Source organism: Cohnella endophytica, assembly GCF_003628305.1.
GTDB lineage: Bacteria > Bacillota > Bacilli > Paenibacillales > Paenibacillaceae > Cohnella > Cohnella endophytica.
The window spans coordinates 118,289-140,591 of the sequence record NZ_RBZM01000007.1 but is presented as its reverse complement, the minus strand read 5'-3'; the positions used below and the strand labels follow the sequence as shown (position 1 = coordinate 140,591).

Sequence of the window (22,303 nt, the reverse complement as noted above, 5' to 3'; positions counted from 1 at the left end):
CTTTGCCATGCTAAGCTCAGCCGATTGTTAAGCGGCAAATCTAATGGTCAAGGAGACATCATTTATGAAGAAATGGACTCGCACGAATCTCGCAATTCTACTATTAACTGTTCTGCTATTAACTGCTACGATCATTACCGCCATTAGCGCTATTATGAGATCAGGGAACGCACCCAATATCCCGCAGGCTTCTGCGCCAGGCGCCATAATTCTGAAAAAGTAAAAAACGGTCTTTAAAAATCTAAATGGCGGGTGTTCGATCATACGAAGCAGAATCACTCCGTAGGTCGACATCCGCCACCATAATAAATCACTTGGGGGTTATTCCAGAAGCCCAGCCTCCCTGGCTTTTTCCACCGCTTCCTCCCGGTTGCGGACCCCCAGCTTCAAATAAGCCGATGACGCATAGTTTCGAACCGTACCATCGGATAAATACAATTTAGAAGCAATGCTTTTGTATCGCAGCCCCTTGGACACGAACTGTAAAATTTCAAGCTCCCGCGGCGTTAACTCATAGGCCGATGACTCTTGGATTGGCGAAGGATCATCCCCGCTATTGTCCGCTTCCAGTTGGGCAAACAATTTGTGCGACATGACCTGATCGATCAGCGTGCCCCCGCGGTAGACGGTACGTATCGTTTCGGCCAGCTCTAACGGCTGCATGGATTTCAACAAGTATCCGTCCGCCCCGCTTCTCATCGCTTCCAGAGCCTGTCTGGAATCCTCGAACGTGGTGAGAATCAGAATGCGGATGTGGGGCCACGCTTCTTTTATCGTACGGGATGCGGAGATTCCATCCACATTCGGCATTTCCAAATCCATAAGCACCAGCTGCGGCTGAAGCTGCCTGCACAGCTCGATCGCTTGCTCGCCATCCTCTGCCGTCCCGACAACCTGCAAATCCTGCTGCTCCTCCAGCAGAGCCCGCAGGCTTTCACGGATAAAGGGCTGGTCATCGACGACCAACAGGCGAATAACTTCATCCTTAAGATCCGTTTGTCTGGGCAGCGTACAGGTAACGAGAGTGCCTTCTCCCGGCTCCGTATAGACGGCCACATGGCCTTGCAAATTCATCGCCCGCTCCTTCATGGCGCTCAAGCCGAAGCCCTCCCTCCCATGCTCCATCCCGCGGCCGTTATCTTGAATCTCCAGTCTCGTCTGCTGGGGCTCGAATTGCACGGAAACCTTAATCTCTGTCGAGTGTCCATGACGCACGGCATTCGTCAACGACTCTTGCAGGCAGCGATAGAGTGCTGTCTTCGCTTGCTTCATTACAGGGTATTCCTCCCCGTAGGCATGGAAACGAACCGTCACCTTGGCATGCTCCTGAAACTCCTCCGCCAGCTTCCTCAAAGACTGAAGCAGCGGGAGCACCTCATGCGGCGATTCGATTTGATGCACATAACCTCTGACCTGCTCCATGTTTTGTCGGGCCAAGTTCAATAGGGAATCGAGCCTTTCTGTTCCTGTATCCGTTGCCAGCTCAGGACGCATCGTTTCCAATCCCATAATGAGCGAAGTGTAGGCATGACCGACGGTATCATGAAGCTCTTTCGACAGCCGGCTCCGCTCTTCGGCAAGCGTAATGCGCTCGATTTGGGACAGGTACTGCTCCAGCACCGCATTTTGGTCGCGGATAATTTCGCCTTGACGATGATTAAGCACGAGTAAATGGAAGGAGAATCCAAAGACATACGCCAACCCGATGTGAACGGCCATGACCCAGTATTCACTCTGCTCTGCAAGCAGCTTGATTATGGCGGGCATGAGCAATATGGATACAGGCCCTGACCAGAGATAGGCCCTTTGCGCGCTATGGGCAGCAATTAAAAAGGCATACAGCAGGAATGAGAAGTAGGCTTGCGGAAAAAATGAGGCCAGATACAAGCACAACCCGCCCGAGATCACGATTTCGGTAAGCAGGTAGTATTTATAATCGAGCTGCAAGCAAAGCCATGGAACGGAAAAAGCAATCAGCTGCCACAGCAAAAGGACCACAATCGGCAGCGTGAAATGTTCTTGCAGCTCTATGGTCGTAAACACAAGAGAAATGCTGCATGCCAGGCGAATTATGAACATGAGCCAGTCGTACCAGAACCATTGCTTGACCATATCGAACAAAACCATCAACCCCTAAAAACCTTCAGTATGACATTACGTAACTAGTATTGAGTAAACGGCTATAGAGTAAACTATACCATCCGACAACTACGAGGCGAAGCCGGGCATGGCGTCTACCGGTTCACATGCTTGATCATCAGACGCGTGTAGCCGCCTATCAAACGCGCCAAGCGGCCCGCAAGCCTGTAGCTCACCATCATCAAAAAGACCCCTGTGGCCGACACTATCACGGCTTTGGCAACCGTATCTACCGGCACACCCATAAAGGAAAGGTTGATAAACGGATAAAGCAACGGGACCGCAATCAATACAAGCGGCGCCGCGTAGAGCAAGGTCGCACTGATCAGACTTAAAATCCCTACCGGGAATTTCAACAGCAGCCAGCAAATAGCGATCCAGTTGCGTCGGTTCATCAGCTCCTTTTTCGCTTGAAGCCAGTTGGACACATCGGAGTTGCCGGATCTAACACAAGGCTCGGTGGTAATGTCCGTATAGATCTTGGTCTGTACTCGTTCAAATTGCAGGAAGGCGGTCGTCGTCCGCAAAACGTGAGTCAGGAGAGGAATGCCCGCGACGGTAAACGAAAGGCTCAAGCCCAATGTAAGAGCGACCAGATAAAAGCTGAAGTAAAACAATCCGGTGACGAAAGTAAGCAGCAGGAAATAGCCGTTTTGAACAAAGCTGACGACGGTTCTGGCCATCAAAGAGCCCACATCCTTTGCAAGTTGTAGACGTAGTCTACGGCTCTTGATGTCAAATCTGCCAGTGTCATAATGTCATGTGACACAAAATAAACGGAGCTACCGCCAACATACTCTCCATTTCCTCGCCAGTCAGTGGCTGGTCGAGCAAGAAACTTACGTCCTTCGCAAAGCGAAGCGGTCCTGGCTGCTTCGCTTTGGCTACCGCATCAAAATACCAAGCACATCGTACGGGGTATAAGCCGTCGATCGTTTTTTCGCCCTACTTGTGTACGGTTCAGCTTAACGGAGCAATCGGCGAAAAATGCGAAAGGAGCTGACGGCGGCAGCTCCTTTGCTTAAATGAGTTCTGGTGCGCGTATATCATTTTCTGACCCGTTTACCCACTGGAATGCTCTGAGCAAAACGAAACACATTATGAGGATCGTACTTTCGTTTCACCTGCTTCAATCTCCCAAAGTTCACACCATAATACGCCTTGGGCCAGTTTTTAATTTGCAAATCGGGAAAGTTCACATAATCCCCCTTAACAAAGGGACGTAACGCTCTACGAAACCTTTTCACCCACTGAATATTCCGCTGCTGCTCCCCGTTGTTCCTCCAGCGGGCTGACAATTCGTAGATGGTCTCAGCCTTTCGATGAGGATAGGCCGTTGCAGTAGGCGACACTCGACTCACCGCGCTTCCTGCACCACCTAAGCTTTGACTCCACACGGTAGAATGCTTGTTGGGTGCTTTGGATAAAAAGTTACGTATAATTCGTACTCCTTCACGAGGCAAAGGTTGAAACCCGTAAGCACCGCTTATTTTAAATTTCGGCTCCAAATTCAGGTCCGATTCGGCAAAAAACTTGGTTGCTTCAATAAAGGGCACTTTCTTCACCAGCACCTTCACCGGAGTGCCTGCTCGCAAGAGCGGTCTAATCAATCGACGCAGCTCCTCTGCGCTGCCAAGTAATTGCCCGGTAGATACAATAGATCCCACCTGCTTGGCAGCCACCTCAATAGTTGAGGTTAAGCGATTCGTGACAGACGGGGCCCATCGCTGCCACGCCGGTAACACCTTTTCAAGATCACTCCATTTCCAAGTAATACTGTATATAGAAACCGATGAAATGGGTCTAACCCGAAAAGTATAGGCTGTAGCAACGCCAAAGTTCCCTCCCCCGCCGCCTCGCGATGCCCACAACAGATCGGAATGTTTCCTTCTGTTTGCCACAATCGTCTTAGCCCCATACCGCCCCGAAGCTACGACCATCTTCACTTGTTTCAAATTATCGCACGTAAGTCCATATTTGCGGGACAGAAGCCCAATGCCGCCTCCCAAGGTAAGCCCGGCTACGCCTACGTCGGGCGCAGTCCCGGCCGGAAGTGCCAGACGCTTATTCCATAGCTTTTTGTACACACGGGCAAGCGGATTTCCCGTCTGTACAATGGCCACCCTATTTTTTCGATCAACCTTAACCTTATTCATCTCGCTTACATCGATAATAATACCGCCATTAACAGACGAAAAGCCTTCATAGCTATGCCGCCCGCTACGGACTCGCAGCCGTACGCCCCGCTCACGAGCCCATTTGACAGCGTTGATCACATCCTGAGTTCGTCTGCAAAAAACAATGACCTTTGGAAATTTGGAGAAGCGCCTATTGTACTCCATTCTGGCCGCTTTATATGATGGATTACCCGGAAATACGATTCTTCCGGTTAATCGTGCACCTGTCTTTTTCCGGTTTTGTGTCATCCACTTAACACCATCCCTGTTCATGGCATAAGCCTTTCTCATCAGCTTATGTAGGGACACTTGGCCTAGTAGCGGCAAACGCCTTGATGGTATCGTAAAAGTAGTTCGATTCACTAACTAATACGTGATCATTTCTCTCATAAAAAAGAACTAAAAACCCCTAAGACCTAAAGTCTCCGAGGCAATAAGTTCCTTTATGTCACATGCTCTTTCCCATCATCCCATACCCCTATGTTTCACCATCACTTATGGTACGGTTCACCGCATTGTCTGTAACGGCAAGTTTAGCTCACGATTTCGAGCTTATTGACTACAAGGTTCTGCAGCCGAGGAAGAACATTTTCTTTGAAAGAATCAGTCGATTCAGGTGATATGTAAAGGACCATTCCGTCATGATTATCACCGTGCTCTTCGGTATAATTGAGAAAATAGCTGCATTCCTCGACCGGAGTATCTGCATTCAGTATCACGCATTTAAACCACCAGTCAGTGAGCTCGAATGACTCAATAATTTCCTCTTTCGTGCTGACCTTATACCATAATATGTTTTTCAAGTTTACTGGGCGGTCATATGTGAACAGCCAGGTAGAGTTGGTGAACATCAAACGACTGTTCACAAAAGCTTGAGTCGTCTCATTTTGATCTTCAAGAGTGTACACTGAATTCATATCGTGTACGGCAGTTCCAATTTTCAATAACAGTTCTTCATTTAGTTCTTCATAGGCAGCTTCTCTGAATTGAGCAAGAAGTTCATCCATGTAGGTCTGATTATCGTTGGGATCGAGCTCAGGTGCGTAGTGATGCAGCAGTATTTCCTTTACTCTTCGACTTATCGCTTCTTCAGGATCATAAATAACATCAGCATGGAAAGACTTGGTCTCATTTTGTATCATTCTGTCCCTATGTGGAACCAATTTTCTGTCCCAATTTGTATATAAGAAAAGAATATTCTGATCCGGCTCGTGAAAAGCAAGAATAAGTTCTGCCATAGAATCGTAAACGCTTGATCCAAATCCTAATTCGTAGCCTAGCTCCAACCGATAAGGAGAAGTGCTCATTATCAGTTTCATGGCTATTCCCCCTTGAGAGTGATATCTTCTTCTTTCTAGAAAAAACATGCCCTTATTTATGATACGGTTCACCGTATCATCGTAAAGGCGAAATTCCTTACGCCGCGGCAGCCGCATGAAATTTCGCCTCATTTGTGATGCGCTCCAGACCATCGCAGACGAGTTGGATGACGAAGACCCGGTCAGCCGGCCGATTCGCGTCACTTCCTGGATTCAGGGTGGCGCACCGCCGCCGCTACAGCTTTTCCCCTTTCTCCAGCTTGTCGATGAACTCGCGGATTTTGCGCTCTCGCGTCTCCGCTTTTTTGACGTTCTGCAGGCGGAACAAGATGGTGTACTTGCCGGACTTGGTCAGCGACTCGTAGCGTTCCTTCGCCTTCGCGTTAAGCGCCAGCGCAGCGGCCAAATCGTCCGGCACTTCGGCGCTGCTCGCCGGCGCGTACGCCCTGTCCCACTGGCCTCCGGCTTTGGCGATCTCGATCGCGCGAAGGCCGGCCGGCTGCATTTTGCCGCTTGCGATGAGCACCTCCACCTTGTCCACGTTCACCTGCGACCAGATGCTCTTCGCTCCGCGCGGGGTGAAGCGCTGCAAATACGTGCGCTCGTCGAACTTGTCCTTCTGGCTGTCCACCCAGCCATAACACAAAGCAATGTCCAGCGCCTCCTGATAGGTGACGGACACTATCCCCGAGCCCTTCTTCGCAATCTGCAGCCACATGCCCGGGGATGACGCGTGGTTATCGGCCAGCCAAGCTTCCAGATCGTCTTGCGTGGCGAACAGCCGAATCGGCAGCCCGTCTTTTCGCTCCATTCCAATCGCCTCCTCGTTGTTACCTTCATTTCGCCGGCCGAACGGACAATACCTGCCACACACGTGCGAACTGCCGATTTGCCGATTTGCCGATGCGGCACCGTGCTGCGGCCGTCTCCATCACCACCTTCAGCGCGCAAAAAAAGATATGCAGACATAAAAACAAGCTGCCGACAACCTAACTCGTGAAAGTAGGAGCGACTGTGACGACCGGGCTTCGCCAGTCAAAAGCGCCATTTCGCCAAAGGCGCATCCCTCTCTCAATGTCGCCAGCGGCAACCCGATTCCTGCCGATGCCGCCGAGAACAAATCCAGCTTGCCAAGCAGCTTAGCCAATTCAACTTTGGTCAGGTCGCGGAACATCTCAATTTGCTCAAGCGCCTGCCGTAGGGTATCTTTTCCTGGAAGCTGTTACGTATCATTTTTTTCGCCGTCACTTATGATAAGGTTCAGCATAACGGTTCTATCGGCGAAAAATACGAAAGGAGCTTGTCGCGCAAGCTCCTTCGTACTAAGACTTAATCATCAAGTATATGTCCCCTGCCAACGAAATCTCATTTACGATATCCTTACAGGCTCCAGTCTAGCTTCACTTCGCTGCCGGTACGAGAAGACTCGTAGATGGCGTCGATGATCAGGTTACTGCGCAGACCCGTCCGCGCCGATGTCCAAGGCGTCGCGCCCGTGCGGACGCAGTCCAGGAAGTGGCGGCTCAGGCGCACGCGGCCGCCTTCGTCGTCTTCCGGCGCATGCAGCGGGATGTCGACCGTCCGGTCGAAGCGCTCGGTTAGGAACTTGCCTTCGTTGCCGCGAAGTACCGCGCCGCCGTCCGCTCCCATGAGGTGTACGAATGGCGCGTTGTCCGTATCCATATGAACCGCCCAGCTCACGTCGAGCGTCAAGGAGGTGCCGTCTTCCATCTTGATCATTGCGGTCGCGAGATCCTCGACGTCATAGACGCCGTTCCAGTCAGGCTTGCCCCACGCGCCGATGCCTTTTTTACGCGGACCGAATTCCGAATAAGTCGAACCGTATACGGATACCGGCTTCGGCTCGCCCATCAGGAAGAACGCGAGGTCGAGCATGTGTACGCCAATGTCGATCAGCGGACCGCCGCCGGACTTCTCGTATTGCGTGAACCACGTGCCCCAGCCCGGAATGCCCTTGCGGCGGTTCCAGCCCGTCTTGGCAGCGTAGATCTTGCCCAGCTCGCCGCGCTCGATCTGGCTTTTCACTTGCAGCGGCAGCCAGTCCCAACGCATTTGGTGCGCGACCATGAGCGTCTTGCCCGTACGTTGCTGCACGCGGACGATTTCTTTGGCCGCGGCGGTGTTGAGGCCCATCGGCTTCTCGAGCAACACGTGCTTGCCCGCTTCCAATGCTTGAATGGACAATGGCGCGTGCGCGTCGTTCGGCACGGCAATGATGACGGCGTCGACGTCGTCGCGCGCGATCAATGCTTCTGGCGACGGCGACACGTTCGCGATGCCGTATTCCTTCGCTCGTTGCTCCGCGAGCGGCAAGTAGGCGTCGGTGATCGCAACGAATTCGCATACCGCGTTCAGCTTGCTGAATTCCTGTAGATGCACGTTTCCGATGTTGCCCGCGCCAATCAAGCCGATGCGGATTTTAGCTGCTCCACTCATGAGTACGTTACCTCCAACCGGCCCTATCCGGCCGTATTATTTCACTTAAACCGACTAACGGTTCGCTTATGCCCAGCCGCGGTCGCGAAACCACGCCAAATTACGCTTCGCGCTTTCGAGCGACGATACTTCATAGGCTTCCTGCTCTACGATCACGTACTCGACGCCGATTTCCTCGGCTGCCGCAAGCGCGGAGTCCCAATCCACAATTCCGAGGCCGATTGCCGAATCGGCGCCGTCCGCCGTAAAATCTTTCGCATGCACGAGAGATACACGGCCGGCGTATTTCCGCAGGTAAGCCGACGGATCTTGGCCTCCGAGCTTCACCCATCCGAGATCGAATTGGGCGCCCATCCTGGGCAGGCGCTCCATCAGGTGGTCGATGACGGCTTTGCCGTTCACTTGCTTGAACTCGACCGCATGATTATGGTAACCGAATTCGAGGCCCGCCGACGTCACGATGTCCGAAGCTTCGGACAATGTCGCCGCGAATCGCGCCACATCGTCTTCCGTCGGCGCTTCCGCGAGCGGATACCAAGGTACGACGTAACGTTCGATGCCGAGCTCGAGCGCGATTTCCGTTTGGCGTTTCACGTGGTCGCGCACGCCGGACGTTTCTTTTGGATCTTTCAGGTTCAGGCCGAAATGCGCGGAGTTCGCGTTCAGGCCATTGTCCTGAAGCGTCTTGCGGACTTCCTTCGGATCATGACCGAAAATGCCGGCCAGCTCCGCGTTTCGATAGCCGATTTCGGCGATTTGGCGGATCGTGCCGAGGAAATCGTTCTGGCACATATCGCGCACGGAGTAAAGCTGAATGCCGAGTTTTGGTTTAACCATGGATAGAAGCACCGTCCTTGATTAGAAGTTAGGTTGGCGAATAGGCCCGTCTAGCCGCGTAATGGATACGAGATGAACCTCACGCTCTCGTCCGCCTCTATCGTTGCTTTGGCGGCCAATAGAATATCTTCGCTGGTCAGCAGCGAGACGTTGCCTTCAATGCGCCGCATAAAATCCTCGGTAACGGTTAGCGGAATATCCAGCGTCGTCTGAACCCGCGATTTTGCATGCGTGGCGCGAAGAAGTAAAGAACCGTCGCCGCTAGGCATAAACGGATCCCCCGACAATCGCAGCTCGGCGACATCGTCCGTTCCGGTGACGAATATTCTGCCGTCTCCCCACGTCCAGCTTCGTTCGGGCGTGTGCCAATCGGCATAGAGTTGGGCGATTATGCCGTTGTTCATGATCACTTGCAGAGAGGCTGCATCATAGAAGTCCGGATGCTCCGGCAGACCGTGCTTCGAGACGATCCCTTCGATATGAAGGATATCGCCGCCGGTCAACCAGCGAAGCAGATCGAAATCGTGGACGAGAAGATCGATGACGATGCCTCCGTTGCGCTCCTTGGAGAAAAACCACGGCGGCCGGTTCTCTTTACGCAACAAGTGCGGCTTGCGCATCCCGATCGAGATCAGCCGTCCCAATTCCCCTTGATCGATTAACTTTTTCAGGGTATGGATGGCTGGTTGGAAGCGCTCCGTCAGCAGCATGCCGACTTGAATTTCTCCTCGGTCCGCGACGGCTTTCAAGCGTTCGTATCCCGTCCGATTCGTCACGGCCGGTTTGTCGACCATGACGTGCTTGCCGTAACGCTCGCAGCGCTCGATCACATCGATTTTCTCGTTATTGATCGCGGCACAGCCGATAACCTTCACGTCCTCGGCCATCAATCGATCGAGGTCGCCGACGAGAGGAACTCCGTATTGTTCGGCCATGCTCGACGCCAGCCCGACATTGCGAGGTTCATAGATGCCGACGCATGCATGTCCCAATGCCAGCATTTCCTCGATGAATATCCCGATATGACCATGCTCGCAACCGATAATACCGAACGCGATTGGCTTCATGCCATGGCCTCCTTTGTCGTTTGCCCCTATGAACGGGAGCCGTTCATCGCATTCCCGTCGATGAAGCCTTCCGTTCACGGTAATCTCTCGCGAAAGCCGCGCCGTCATAGCCGATCTGCTCGGGCGTTAAGCTTCGCAATGCGACGGGGCGCCCCCCTTGCGCTTTGGACGACTTGGCGGCAATCGCCGCCAGCTCGGTCTCGATCAGAGTTTCCATTGCGACCGGAGCAGGCGCTTCTCCGCACAAGTAAGGCAATACCTGCTCGAGCATCGACTCATACAAGCGGCTGCCGTCCACTTGAATATGCGTCGCTTCCGCTTGGGTAATCATCGTGGCGTAGAAGGGATGGTGCTTAGCCGTCGCGCCTACGTTCACGATCCCGCGCCGACCGTCCGTCCACGTCAATTCGTATTGGTCCTGACCCGAACTCCCCAGGTGCCGCGCGCTTTCGATGCCCGGACCCAACAACCCGTGGAGCATCGTGAAGGCATGAATGCCGTAGTAATAATCGTCGTTCCCGCAGCCGGCAAGCGCATAGACGAACGGATCGGTAGAGGCGGACTTGCCGGCCCACTCCCGCACTTCTTGCGCGTATCGCAATGCGGATCCACCGGTAATCACGGCGCCCCGTTCCGCCCATTCCCGGAAGCGCCGAAGATCGCGAACGTTGCCGGCCAACGGCTTGTCGATAAATACGGATTTCCCCGCTTGGATAAAGGGCAGAGCCCGATCGGCATGGACGTCCCAATCGCAGCTATGGATGAAAGCCAAGTCGACTTGACCGGCCATTTCCTCCAACGACGCGAATACCTTGCCGACCCCATGCTCGGATGCGAACTGCTCCGCATATCCCGGCGGATGGATCTCGCCCTTATCATATACCCCCGTAACCTCGTGACCGAACGCCCGAAGGATCGGCACGAAGCTGCCGGGATGGGAGGTGTCCAAGTCTACCAACCCGATTCGCAACGATTTCATAGCGGCTCACCGTCTTCAGGATGCTTGATGTGCTCCGGTGCGCTTTGCCAAGCCAATGCCCGGGTCAAATAATCATCAAGGAGCTCGATATCGAACTCTTTCATCATATCCCGTATCGTGCATTCATCCGTTTCGCTGGAGATCAAGACAGCGCCCAAATAGCCGGGATCGGCGATTTTGACCTTTGATCCGTGCTTGGATTTCAGCGCGCGCAGCCGTTCCATGTTGTAATCGAGATGCACGACCGCGCAATCCAGATTAACGGTCGTAGTGACGTAATCGAAATAATTCGTGCTCGTCGCGAGAATTTCGCCAACGGGCGAAACAACGGCGCTCGGCTGTCCGCCGCCGACCGCCCCCGCAAAGTGCGCCCGGCAGGAATAGGCCCAATATTGCTGCATAAACGCCCCGTGAAAGATGGAAGAAAAGAGGATCAAATCCGGCTTCGCTGCCGCGTATTGCAATCGCAACCGATCGAAGTTCAGATCGAAACAGACGACGCAAGCGACGCGTCCAAAATCGCATGCGATGATAGGCGCTTCTTTGCCGCATGCCATCCCGTATTCCTCCATCTCCCCCAATGTCAGATGGTTTTTGCTATATTCACCGATCACCGTACCGTTTCGATCCAATAACGTTATCGAATTTTTGGCGGGCTGATTTTCCTGCGCCCAAATCGTAGGATAAGCAATATGGCAGCGGTGCCTTCGCGCAATGTCCGCAAACCAGTTCAGGATGCGTGCTCCGCGAACCCGACAATACGCGAGCGTCTTGGCGGGCGACAAGTAAAGATTAAACGGAATGTCGCTAAATTCGGGTAGAACGATTAAGTCCGGTTGTTCGGGCAACACCTGGCTCAGCTTTTCTTGCAGGTGTCCGATGACCCGTTCCACGATTTCATCCGGCGCAAGTTGCTCGTCCACGGTAAAGTTGCGACTCCCGAGCGTGCTGATTTTGACGTAGTTGCTCATGCGCCCCGCTCCTGTCATGCCTGGGTCCATGCTGGCTGCCCATTAGTTTAATGCGTTAAAACCTGATCATTCCGAATCAGGGATCGGATCGGTTCCGGCTTCCCGCTCTTCAGCGATTCTACCGCCTGCAGGACCATTAGCGTCGCATAGAGCCCGTCCATGTGATTGATTGGCGGTTCCGAATCCGTTCTTAGGCTCTCGATGAATGCTTTGTTCTCTTCCAACATGCCGGTTTCCTTGCCGCGGAAAATAACCGGTTCTTTACCTGCTTCGCTGTAAGTCAGCGTCGTCAACCGGTCCGAGAGCGTAACGGATTTGTTCTCGGCAAAAAGCTGCATATAGAACTTGCTGGTGAAAGGCGGACAGTCGCAGTCGCCTTGTATTAAATTCCCGGAGACGTTGCCGTCGAAGCGGAATAGCGCGGTCAAGTTGTCCGCCACGCCATTGTTCTGATAATAATTTCCGCCGAGCGCGAACACCTCAATCGGGTCCTTGTTCACCATGAATCTCAGTATATCGGCAGAGTGGCATCCTTGGGAGAAGACATTGCCTCCGCCTAATTCCGGATCGTTGGCCCAAATATCCATAGGCCATTTATTGTCCATCATCTGCATACTGACCAGGAGGGGCTGGGGAATGAGTTCCTTCGCTTTCAGCAGCATATCGTAGTAGCGCATCTTAAAGGCCGTCATCACCTTTTTTCCTGTCCGTCTGACGGCATCGTCTATGCGCAAACAATCTTCTACGCTCATCGCCAAAGGCTTCTCGACCATCACATGCTTTCCGGCTTCCAGCGCTCTGATGCAGTAATCCGCATGAGTGTTGTGCAAGGTTGAAATATAAATCGCGTCGATCGTTTCGTCGCCGAACAACCGATCCACATCCCGAGTCGCATATTCGCCTCCGAATTCGTTCAACAATTTCCGGGCGTTATCTTCATCGACGTCGCAAAAAGCAACCATATCCATCCCGTCAAGCTGGCTGACGCATTCCGTATGGACTCTTCCATTCTGACCGCAACCGATAAGCCCCGCTCTGAAGGTTCTCAACTTTGATCTCTCCCATTTTACTGCACTTATTATGAATAGTATGAATCACCGAAGAATTCCCGAGACGGCCTCAGTCGTTACGGAAAGAGGCTTGCCAAGGGCTGTGACTGCGAGCATGAAAAGGAACGTGTTGCCATTCGCTTACCTGCGTACCTGCTGCCGCTTCAAGGCAACGGCTGGTCGAAGCAAATATCGTCCCTCGGAAACCGTCCTCCGCAAGCTCCAGCTCGATATCCACGGGAATCGCGAACGTCAACGATCGGTCCCCTTGGCGAAATGCCCGCGTGCCGAGCAGCGTCAACCTTTGATTCTCCGCTTCCGAAATAACCGCTTCAGCCTGAATTTCACAGCCTGACTGCCCGATGATCCGATGATTGCCAACCTGAAACGTGGCGTTGTCTTTGAACGAGATTACGCCGTCTTCCGCGGCGACTTCGCCGGGATTACTAGTTATGGCGTATAGGAAGTCGCCTTCCCTAACTTGCGACTCATATTCAAGGCGCCAGCGTTTATAATGCGGGAAGCGGCCGAACCGGATATCCTGCTTGTCGTCTTTGCCGTTCAAGCCGTAGATGTAGGTGGGATGCCAAATCGGATCCTCGATCCTAACCGTCTGTCCGTTCAGTCCGTTCAATACCGTGACGAACACTTCGCCCTTCTCTTCATCGCTCAAGCCCTTATCGCCGTCCTTGATGCCCGCGATGAGGTTGGCTTGTCCGCCCGTAAGCCGGAACCGGCCTTCCCCGAGATCCTTGACGGAGCCGGAACAATGCAAGTGCGTGGCGAATAGGAGCGGCTGGTCCCCCTCGAACGAATCGGACACCACGATCGCTCCGGTTCGGAGATCCACGACAACGATCCGTTCGGCGCGCTTCACATGATGTCTGGGATGCAATTCGCTCTTGATGACGGCATGCGCGTAGATGAACCGTTCTCCGATCAGGCACCGGCGTATATACGAGCTTTTTTCCGGTCCGGCGTTCCCGTTCAGATACTGTCCTTGCGTATAGCTGCCCCCATCGTCGAAGCACATCGTATTGCCTAACGAGCTATCCAATCCGTACGAGTTGATTTCCACCAGAACGGGACTGCCGTCCACGCTAAGCTGAATGCCGCCCATGGACGGCGGAAATTCGCGGTTATGCGATTGAATATGGAAACTTACCGAACGGCCCGCTTTTAAGCCGGCAGTGAACGCTCCGGCAATGCCTCCGGACGAAGCGAATGTAACAGAGCCGATGTCTTTAGCAAAAAAGGGAGCACTCGGGAACGGCGCAGGCGCAACATCGAAACGAGGCGCGAAGAGAAAGTCGAATAAGCCGAGATCGACGTCGCCGGCCGAACGGCGTTCCTGATCCACGAAGGTTTCATATATAGATGAAATGCCCGGCGTCGGATGAAACCGATTCAAGAACGACGACAAGTAGCGATGTTCTCGCGTGCGCAATCCACGTTGCAATTCTTGGCTGTTCGGCGCTCGGAAAGAAGCAAGCATCGCGTTGCCGAGCCGATCCAAGAAAGAGCTTTCCTGAAGCTCCGGACGCATCCCGCCGAAGGTATGCGCGGCAGCCAAATAACGAATCAAGTGAAACGGAAAATACGTAACCCAGACGTTCTTGCCGTCTTGCGGGAATACTTGAAGGCTGTCAGTAAACAAGCCATGGAAAAATGGAAGGGCTTTACGGGCCACCTCGAGATCTTCATAGAACGCCATGCAGGCTATTGCCGTACCGTTCCACGTGCCGAGCGAATGCGGATCGGGCGTCGGACAACCCATATAGGCCCGCTGCAGAACGGTGAACTCATACAATTTGCGAATATATTCTTCGACTTTTCCTTTGATGAGCGTTTGCTCGTCCGGTGCAAACAAGCTCGCGCACCAGTCCCAGGCGAGCCCGATCATATACAGCTTCAGGGCAATGCCGCGATCGTTCTCGCCTCCCATTACGAGCGGGTCCGGTTTCCCCGACCAGGTCGGCAGGCGGCAGAGCTCGACGACCTTCGTTCGGATCGTCTCGCCGATGTCGGCGTCTTTCGTCATCAGGTACGCAAAACAGACCAGGTCGAAGTCGACGGTTCCCTGCGCCCCGTTATTAATGCGCTCGATCAATGTTCGGAATGCGAGGCTGTCGGCTAGGTGGTCGCGCGACAGATCTGCTTCTTCCGGATTCATATAGATACGAGGGCGGTGCTTACTGAGAGGCGCGAGCTCGCGGAAAGCACGTTCGTCCTCGCGGATTTCGATGAACTTAACGCGCGGCCAATCGATGCGATCCCGATCGCGTTCCACGAATTCGAGCGTCAATTCGGTTACGCCGGCTTCGGCTTCAAATCCGAAGTCGGCGTTCAACCGGCTTCGCTCGATATCTTCGGGACCGGGCATGTCGAACCACATGCCGCCTACCAATCTGCCGTTCACATAAGTTCTGGCCATGGGCATCGCCATGACGCTGTTGATATGATCGAAATCCCAGGGACCTACGGGATCCAACTTTCCATCGGGCACGCGTACCATCGGCATCATGGCCGTCTCCATGTCAAAAGCGCCGTCTTCCGTTTGCAGTCGGCATCGATAGAGACCGGGCGTTAGAACCGCGCTCAAGCGCAAGGTATACCGATCCGCGCGGATATCCGTGATCCGACCGGTAACGTCGCGCCACTCCAACGCATCGAAAAGACTGGGCGCCGGCTGCAAATACGCGATCAAGTCGCTGTTCAACACCTCAAATCCCCCCTGACTCCTGATGTACGATGACTTCCTGTCCGCTTCGATCGGACTCATATATCGCCCTGACGGCGGATATAACGCTTTTACCGTAATCGCAGGAACATTCGGGATCCGTACCCTGCCGGATACTGTCCAGCAAATCCCTAAACTGAAGGACGAACGGCTTTGCCGCTTCGCTTACTTCCATGCGGCGGTATTCGCCGGATTCGCTGATCCATAGATCTACTCCGGTTCGCAGCTTCAGCATCCCTTTAGTAAAGACCATTTCCGTCTCGTCCCTATTTACGCCGCCGTATCCGCTCTGGCTGATCGTGCAAGGGATTCCCGTGTTCGTTCGGACATAGGCCGTAACGCTGCCCTCAATATCGCCCTTCGTTCCGTAATGGCTGACGGAAGCTTTCACTTGCGCGATCTTGCTATTCGTCAACCACTGGATCTTGTCGATGGCATGCGAGCCCAGGTTCATCGCGATTCCGCCGCCTGATTTGGCACGCTCGAAAAACCAATTCGGCCGGGTATCCGTGTAATAATTCACATAGCGCACGTCATTGATCATCACTAGATCTCCGAGCCGTCCGCTCTGAATAATCGCTTTGGCCAAGATGTTCTCGGCAAAATAATGCTGCGTATGGCATACCATGAGTTTAATCCGATTCTCGCTGACCGCCCTGCTGATCTCGTCGCACTCCGAAGCATCGATCGCCATCGGTTTTTCGAGCATGATATGGCAGCCCTGGGCAGCGCACCAGATGGCAGCGTCTTTATGCAAATAATGCGGCAGCGTAATAACGACGACAGCCGGTCGTTCCGTTTCGATCATTTCCCGGTAATCGGCGTACGCACGAATGCCATGCGCGGCCGCGGCCTGCTTGGCCCTTCCTTCATCGATATCGGCGATGGCGACGGCTTGAATTTCATCGATTTCCCCAATAGCTTGCAAATGCAAGGCAGAGATCGCTCCTGCACCTACTATGGCCGCTTTATACATTTTCTACCTCCGGTAATTCGATCACGCTTCACGGTCTCCGATCGCAGACGGCATATCGCCCCAGGCGACCGTGAGGTCCTTCCAAGGGAAAAAGGGAGGAATGGCCGCAAAAGATTGTTCCATAAAGGGCAATTCCCCGTTTGGCACGCCGTCGATTTCCGCTACGGGCTGTTCGATCCGGCGTCCATTGATCGTCGCGTAACGAGGAGACATGGAACCGGGACTCCAGGAGATCTCGATATCCAGGTTTTCTCTCGCACGCCCCGCTGGCCGTCTGTACCGTGCCCTGCGCGTCGTCCAATAATAGTCCGTGAATCGGGCGGCTTCGAGCTCCTCCGCGAACGCGGCCAGAGAGGCATATTCCGTCACGCTTGCGTGCTCGGCAACGAAACCGCCGAACATTAAGCGCAGCTCATCCCGGGAAAAGCATCGCGGCTCTCCTTCGTACAAACCGACACGAATGAATTGATAGTTCCCGTTGGACTCCAGCGTGATCGAGACCGGCTGTTCGCTTTGCGTGTATGCCATCGGACGGAAAGCCGCGAGTAATCGGCCTGTGCGGCAGACGATCCATTGGCCGCGTTCAACCTTCCCGGACCATTCCTTCCGCGAGATCCCCCCGACGATAATCTCTTCCACATCCCCGCCATGCGCAGAAAGGATGATTTGTTCGTTCAATGCCGTCAACGGTTTCCTCGCCGCTACCTCATCAAAAGACGGATGCGGATGCGTGAGTACCATGGCCGTAGATCCAGACTGTATCGTGAACGTGTTGGCGCAGGAAGGAAGGATATCGGCCTCCCCCGCGTTCGGATAAACCTGGTCCTTATCCTTCGCTTGGACGACCGAGCCGGGGATATCGTCATTCACGGTAAGCTTGGTGAAGATCGTCCCGATATCCCGGAAGGAGCCGACATGATCCTTCCGTTTATAGGTAACGAAGTAGCTGTTATTTTGCTCCATGCTTCCGAACGGCGCGCTGGAGGTCCCGAGCGCATAGTCCGGGAACAGCACGGTTTCGATGCGGCTGGCACGCGCTAAAAAATCGGTGCCGGCGCCGGCGCCCAATTCGCAAGTCGCCACCGCTTTGAACGGATAAGACTTGCCTTCGAACATCCGGTATGCGACGTCCGGGACATGGTAATACCCGCTTGCAAACCAACAAAACTGGGAAACGTTAAACGGAACGTCGCCCATATGGTGAAGGACTAGGTTTTCGGGCAAATCGAACAATAGCATCGGAGACGGATTGACCCGATCGCCTATACAGAACCACAGCAAACTTGAAATGCAACTGGCATGGGCTGCGTTATCCACAGTATAGGCGCGCGAATACGGTCCTGATAGAACGCCCATTTCCGGATGGAAACGGGCCGCCAAATCGATCCACAGCCGTTCTTCGATCCCAAGCGCAAGCGTGCGGGCTTCCTCATCCCGGGCATACGCGGCAATCTCCCCGATCGCGCGGATCGTTAATCCGGAATACGTAGGCGAGTTAAATTCGCTGTTAATCCCGTTGCGAACCAGCATCGCCCTGAGTTGCTTCAGATTCCAAATCCCGTATTCCACCGCATCGCGGTTACCCAGCAATTCTCCGCCCAGTATCAAGCCGGCGGTCGCTTTGGCAGGCATGTTGTCGTTATAGCCATGGAACTGGAAGTCCGGCTGCCGATTGCCCGGCTTGAAAGAGAATCCGTCTCGGACGAGTTCCTCCAGCTTTTGCCGCACGATCGTCGACATCTTGTCGCGATGCGCAACCAACAGGCTGGAAGCGATATTGGTATTGAAAATATTAAACTGAATTTCGCCGTAACGTTCCGTCTCGCCTTTCAGTACGATGGCGTCGGCCCATTCGGCTTCCCCCACCGCATACAACGCGCCCGCTACCCAGTACCTTTCTCTCGTATGGGCAGGCACATAGTCAGCGATCCATTCCCCGTCGCGTCCATACCAGTTGCGGGCGGCACGGGCTGCCGCCTCCATGAACTTGAGGGATCTTTCTCTAAACGCTTGTCCCCTTGCTCCGATGCGGCGTTCGGCCGAATTATTGCTCATCCTATGCATGCCTCCTGAATGCTTATCCTTTGACGGAGCCCAAAGTCGCGCCTTCCATGATCCACCTTTGGAAAAACATAAAAATCAGCACCGAAGGAACCATGGTGATGGCAACGCCGGCGAACATCGTCACCCAGTCGTTCGTATACTGCATCAACATATTGGCATGATAGATATTTACGCCAACCGTATATTTGCTCGAATCGCTCAAATAGATGAAAGGCTGCAAGAACGTGTTATACAGACCGATAAATTTGAAAATGGCGACCGTAACGAGACCGGGCATGGAGAGCGGTAAAATGATGCGAAAGAATATGGTAAAGAGCGATGCGCCGTCGATCGTTCCGCTCTCTTCCAGCTCCCGCGGAAGCGAACGCATGAACCCGCTGAGCAGCATGAGGAAAAAGACGTTCTCCCCCAACACATCCAAAACGATAAGCCCTGTCAAACTATTGGTCATATGCAGATCTCGCATCAGGATATATTGCGGAATGAGCGCATTAATACCCGGCAGGAACAAAGACAGCATAATCATGCCCCAGATCAGCTTCCGGCCTTTAAAGTTCATGCGGGTGAGCGCATAAGCGTTTAGTGCGGTAAGGAAGGTGCCGATCAACAAGCTTGCGCCGACATAATACAACGTATTCACCATTGCATCCAGAAGGTGGTAACCTACCCATGCCTTCCGGTAGTTGCCCCATTGTATCTGTTTCGGGAACGTCCATACGTCCTGAAAGAACGATACGTTCGTTTTCAACGATTCGTACAAATCCCAAACTATCGGAAACAAAATGGTTAACGACCAAGCGATGAGCACTACCCACCAGACCAGGTCGATCACACTACGCCGCTCTTTCATGGTCCACCGCCTTCAATATTCATAACCGCGATCCGGTATTAACTTATCTACTACCAGCTTCGCCCCGACGAGAATGAGGAACAAAAACATACCGATGGCGGAAGCGTAGCCGTAGTTCTGTACCTGTTCTCCGAATGCCATGTTGAACATGTACAATCCGATGACGTCGGTGGAACCGGCCGGCCCCCCTCGCGTTAGAATGAGAACCAGATCGAGGCTCTTCAGCGTCCCGAGCACAAGGAATACGGTGCTCACCCGAATAAGCGGCGAAATCAACGGAATCGTAATGCGGAACAGTCGGGTCATATGGCTGGCTCCTTCCAGAACCGCGCACTCGTACAACGATTTCGGAATCGTCGACATGGCATTCATGAAAATGACGATATAAAAACCGACGCCTGCCCAGACAAGCGGGGGCACGAGCGCGGCCAATGCCGTCCGGGTATCTCCCAACCAATAGAACCCGTTCATGTCGATTCCGATCAGCTTCAGAAACGCGTTCAGCAAGCCGAAGCTCCCGTCATAGATGAATGCCCAGAGCAGGGAAACGACCACCGTGGACAGCACGTTCGGGAAGAAGAACAGCACCTTGAATATCGCCGTTCCCGCATACCCTTTGTTCGTTAGCAAATAAGCAAGCACCAAGGAAATGAAAATGGTGATCAGGGGTACGGTTGCCATATAGAATAAATTGTGGCCAAGCGCCCGCCACACATAATGGTCCATAAACAGGCGGCCGTAATTTTCCAAGCCGATGAACTTCGCTTTGGATATGCCATTCCAATCCAACAACGAGTAATAGACGGACAACAAATTAGGATACAGTCCGAACACCAAGTAACCGCCGAACGTCGGCACCAAGGCGACGAAAAGAAAAAGCAACTTCTGGAAGCTAGCATTCTGCAGCAATTTGCTTCGTTTCTTCTGACTTGCATGTTCCGCATCCGTTCGAAGCATATTCAACGGTCCGTGCTCCTTTCTTGAGGCCGCTATGGAAAAAGGGAGGGGTCGCCCCCCCCTTTTTTCGTGGATCGAGCTATTTTTTTTGCGCCGCGATCGCTTTCTTAAGATACTCCTCTGCTTCCTTTAGTATAGGAAGCGGATCTTGCTTACCGGTCGCGATTTGCGTAATGGCCTCGGATATGACTTTGTTCGCTTGCTCGAAAGCAGGGTCCGTCAATTGAACGTCGGCGGCTCCCGAGTCCATTTTCACTTTGTTGTTTTTCGCGTAATCCAAGAAGGCGCTAGGCAGGCTTTGCAGTTTGGCCAAACGTGCAGGATCGTCGGCGAAGTCCGAACGAAGGGGAATCATCCCGCCCTTCTCGGCGATCTGCTGCTGGTTATCCAAATTCCACAGCCATGCGATAAATTCTTTGGACCATGCCTTCTCCAAATCCGGTTTAGCGGCCCAGATCAAGAAGCCGGATCCCGGCGTAAAGGTCGTCCACTTCGTGCTATCCGGCTGATCTCCGAACGGCACCGTCATATAACCCCATTTGAAATCTTCCGGCGTCGATTGCTTCATTTCGTTCTCGACCCAAGTCCCCGTCGATACCATCGCCGCTTTGCCTTGAACGACTTGCATTTGAGATTGCGTATGATTCATCGCCGCAAGCCCCGCCGGGAAATAGCCTTTTTTGCCCATCTCATAGATGCGGTTCCAGCGTTCGATATTTTCCGGCGCAAGGAAGTAAGGCGTATTGAATTGGTGATAGTCCGTTTGCACCTGATCTAAGGTGTTGTTCGCTTCCGCCAACTCGTATATTTTCGGAACGCCGAACGCGTTCGTAATATAGTCCGCATAGACCCCCGGGAACGTGATTGGCGTAATGCCGGCCGCTTTGATTTCCGCGGAAAGCTTCAAGAAATCGCTCCAGGTTTTCGGGTTCTCATCCCAACCATTTTTCTCGAACAACGCTTTGTTATACATCAGACCGGAGCCGCTTCCCGAGATCGGGAAGGCGTACGTATTTCCCGCAGTCCGAGGAGAGGACTCGAAGCTGCCGTTGAAGGAGAGCTCCTTCAGCGTTTTGCCGTTGCCATCGTAGGCCTTATGATTCCACAGATCCTCTTCCGATTCCAGCTTTCCGGATTCCACATAAGGCGCGATCCCGCCCGGAATGCTGCCCGAGAATAGATTAAACATGCCTTTATCGTCGTTCGCGCCGATTTTCGTTTGCGTGACTTGCGAGATCGTAGGGGAAGAGGTGACATCGAAAGATACGTTAGGGAATTTCGCTTTAAACGACTCCACCGCGACGTCGAACCACTCGCGACCCATGCCCCCTTCGAAAAAACCGACCTTGAGCGTTACTTTTTGATCTGTCGGCAGTCCGTTCTCCGGATAAACCTGAGCTTCCGCCGGTGCCGAAGCGCTGCTTGTCGAACCGGCGGCGCTCGGCGAATTAGCCGCCGTCTGATCGTTGGATGAATTGGCGCTACCGCAAGCCGCAAGGGAAGAAACAACGAACATTAATGCCAACGAAGCTGAAGCCGCTTTCAAATACGATTTCATATAGATCCTCCACGTCATGTTAGTTGTAGTACTCGTTGCATTTACCAAGCCTTCGGAATACATGCCTTTTTGCCGTAAGCGGTGTACCGTTCACCCCCCGCTAAGATCTCCCGTTGAAACGAGTCCTCTAAACTGCTGTTTAATCTGCTGTACATCAAGTTTA

General features: G+C 53.3%; 17 protein-coding genes. All 17 read right to left on the bottom strand.

Annotated features, from left to right (window positions below):
* Positions 1 to 321: 321 nt before the first annotated feature.
* The 17 genes from D7Z26_RS16600 to D7Z26_RS16520 all read right to left on the bottom strand — a co-directional run bounded on the left by D7Z26_RS16600 (position 322) and on the right by D7Z26_RS16520 (position 22,140).
* Positions 322 to 2,112: a helix-turn-helix transcriptional regulator gene (locus tag D7Z26_RS16600; protein ID WP_199731733.1), complete on the bottom strand. Its 1,791-nt coding sequence runs from the start codon at positions 2,110 to 2,112 to the stop codon at positions 322 to 324.
* A 122-nt stretch (positions 2,113 to 2,234) separates the two neighbouring features.
* Positions 2,235 to 2,822 carry a sensor domain-containing protein gene (locus D7Z26_RS16595; protein WP_120978110.1) on the bottom strand — a complete coding sequence of 196 codons (588 nt, stop codon included), beginning with the start codon at positions 2,820 to 2,822 and terminating at the stop codon, positions 2,235 to 2,237.
* 363 nt (positions 2,823 to 3,185) lie between these two features.
* A complete protein-coding gene (locus tag D7Z26_RS16590) occupies positions 3,186 to 4,565 on the bottom strand; it encodes an FAD-binding oxidoreductase (protein ID WP_120978441.1) in 1,380 nt (459 codons plus the stop codon).
* A 284-nt stretch (positions 4,566 to 4,849) separates the two neighbouring features.
* Entirely contained in the window at positions 4,850 to 5,635 is a 786-nt protein-coding gene (locus D7Z26_RS16585; protein WP_147423870.1) for a hypothetical protein, read from the bottom strand.
* 235 nt (positions 5,636 to 5,870) lie between these two features.
* Positions 5,871 to 6,446 (bottom strand): YdeI/OmpD-associated family protein, encoded by a 576-nt coding sequence (locus D7Z26_RS16580; protein WP_120978108.1) that lies wholly within the window; start codon positions 6,444 to 6,446, stop codon positions 5,871 to 5,873.
* A gap of 569 nt (positions 6,447 to 7,015) precedes the next feature.
* Entirely contained in the window at positions 7,016 to 8,092 is a 1,077-nt protein-coding gene (locus D7Z26_RS16575; RefSeq protein WP_120978107.1) for a Gfo/Idh/MocA family protein, read from the bottom strand.
* A gap of 66 nt (positions 8,093 to 8,158) precedes the next feature.
* Complete coding sequence (locus tag D7Z26_RS16570; RefSeq protein ID WP_120978106.1) at positions 8,159 to 8,929, bottom strand: sugar phosphate isomerase/epimerase family protein; 771 nt, start codon at positions 8,927 to 8,929, stop codon at positions 8,159 to 8,161.
* A gap of 50 nt (positions 8,930 to 8,979) precedes the next feature.
* Positions 8,980 to 9,996 (bottom strand): Gfo/Idh/MocA family protein, encoded by a 1,017-nt coding sequence (locus tag D7Z26_RS16565; RefSeq protein WP_120978105.1) that lies wholly within the window; start codon positions 9,994 to 9,996, stop codon positions 8,980 to 8,982.
* Between the two features lie 43 nt (positions 9,997 to 10,039).
* Positions 10,040 to 10,975, bottom strand: coding sequence for a Gfo/Idh/MocA family protein (locus D7Z26_RS16560; protein ID WP_120978104.1), 936 nt, complete (start codon positions 10,973 to 10,975; stop codon positions 10,040 to 10,042).
* The gene (locus tag D7Z26_RS16555; protein ID WP_158602349.1) at positions 10,972 to 11,946 is read right to left on the bottom strand and encodes a carbon-nitrogen hydrolase family protein; all 975 of its coding nucleotides are present in this window, start codon (positions 11,944 to 11,946) and stop codon (positions 10,972 to 10,974) included. The genes D7Z26_RS16560 and D7Z26_RS16555 overlap by 4 nt, the downstream gene beginning before the upstream one ends.
* A 47-nt stretch (positions 11,947 to 11,993) precedes the next feature.
* Positions 11,994 to 12,995 (bottom strand): Gfo/Idh/MocA family protein, encoded by a 1,002-nt coding sequence (locus D7Z26_RS16550; protein WP_158602348.1) that lies wholly within the window; start codon positions 12,993 to 12,995, stop codon positions 11,994 to 11,996.
* Between the two features lie 70 nt (positions 12,996 to 13,065).
* Positions 13,066 to 15,717 (bottom strand): hypothetical protein, encoded by a 2,652-nt coding sequence (locus D7Z26_RS16545; RefSeq protein WP_120978101.1) that lies wholly within the window; start codon positions 15,715 to 15,717, stop codon positions 13,066 to 13,068.
* Position 15,718: 1 nt separating this feature from the next.
* On the bottom strand, positions 15,719 to 16,711 hold the full coding sequence (locus tag D7Z26_RS16540; RefSeq protein WP_120978100.1) for a Gfo/Idh/MocA family protein: 993 nt from the start codon (positions 16,709 to 16,711) through the stop codon (positions 15,719 to 15,721).
* A 21-nt stretch (positions 16,712 to 16,732) separates the two neighbouring features.
* Positions 16,733 to 18,766, bottom strand: coding sequence for a hypothetical protein (locus D7Z26_RS16535; protein ID WP_120978099.1), 2,034 nt, complete (start codon positions 18,764 to 18,766; stop codon positions 16,733 to 16,735).
* A gap of 22 nt (positions 18,767 to 18,788) precedes the next feature.
* The gene (locus D7Z26_RS16530; RefSeq protein WP_120978098.1) at positions 18,789 to 19,625 is read right to left on the bottom strand and encodes a carbohydrate ABC transporter permease; all 837 of its coding nucleotides are present in this window, start codon (positions 19,623 to 19,625) and stop codon (positions 18,789 to 18,791) included.
* Between the two features lie 12 nt (positions 19,626 to 19,637).
* Positions 19,638 to 20,582: a carbohydrate ABC transporter permease gene (locus D7Z26_RS16525; protein WP_120978440.1), complete on the bottom strand. Its 945-nt coding sequence runs from the start codon at positions 20,580 to 20,582 to the stop codon at positions 19,638 to 19,640.
* Between the two features lie 79 nt (positions 20,583 to 20,661).
* The gene (locus tag D7Z26_RS16520; RefSeq protein WP_158602347.1) at positions 20,662 to 22,140 is read right to left on the bottom strand and encodes an extracellular solute-binding protein; all 1,479 of its coding nucleotides are present in this window, start codon (positions 22,138 to 22,140) and stop codon (positions 20,662 to 20,664) included.
* Positions 22,141 to 22,303: the final 163 nt, after the last annotated feature.

Coding starts and splice junctions, on each gene's coding strand:
- D7Z26_RS16600 (WP_199731733.1), bottom strand. CDS start 2,112: ATGGTCAAGCAATGGTTCTGGTACGACTGGCTCATGTTCATAATTCGC.
- D7Z26_RS16595 (WP_120978110.1), bottom strand. CDS start 2,822: ATGGCCAGAACCGTCGTCAGCTTTGTTCAAAACGGCTATTTCCTGCTG.
- D7Z26_RS16590 (WP_120978441.1), bottom strand. CDS start 4,565: ATGACACAAAACCGGAAAAAGACAGGTGCACGATTAACCGGAAGAATC.
- D7Z26_RS16585 (WP_147423870.1), bottom strand. CDS start 5,635: ATGAAACTGATAATGAGCACTTCTCCTTATCGGTTGGAGCTAGGCTAC.
- D7Z26_RS16580 (WP_120978108.1), bottom strand. CDS start 6,446: ATGGAGCGAAAAGACGGGCTGCCGATTCGGCTGTTCGCCACGCAAGAC.
- D7Z26_RS16575 (WP_120978107.1), bottom strand. CDS start 8,092: ATGAGTGGAGCAGCTAAAATCCGCATCGGCTTGATTGGCGCGGGCAAC.
- D7Z26_RS16570 (WP_120978106.1), bottom strand. CDS start 8,929: ATGGTTAAACCAAAACTCGGCATTCAGCTTTACTCCGTGCGCGATATG.
- D7Z26_RS16565 (WP_120978105.1), bottom strand. CDS start 9,996: ATGAAGCCAATCGCGTTCGGTATTATCGGTTGCGAGCATGGTCATATC.
- D7Z26_RS16560 (WP_120978104.1), bottom strand. CDS start 10,975: ATGAAATCGTTGCGAATCGGGTTGGTAGACTTGGACACCTCCCATCCC.
- D7Z26_RS16555 (WP_158602349.1), bottom strand. CDS start 11,946: ATGAGCAACTACGTCAAAATCAGCACGCTCGGGAGTCGCAACTTTACC.
- D7Z26_RS16540 (WP_120978100.1), bottom strand. CDS start 16,711: ATGTATAAAGCGGCCATAGTAGGTGCAGGAGCGATCTCTGCCTTGCAT.
- D7Z26_RS16535 (WP_120978099.1), bottom strand. CDS start 18,766: ATGAGCAATAATTCGGCCGAACGCCGCATCGGAGCAAGGGGACAAGCG.
- D7Z26_RS16530 (WP_120978098.1), bottom strand. CDS start 19,625: ATGAAAGAGCGGCGTAGTGTGATCGACCTGGTCTGGTGGGTAGTGCTC.
- D7Z26_RS16525 (WP_120978440.1), bottom strand. CDS start 20,582: ATGCTTCGAACGGATGCGGAACATGCAAGTCAGAAGAAACGAAGCAAA.
- D7Z26_RS16520 (WP_158602347.1), bottom strand. CDS start 22,140: ATGAAATCGTATTTGAAAGCGGCTTCAGCTTCGTTGGCATTAATGTTC.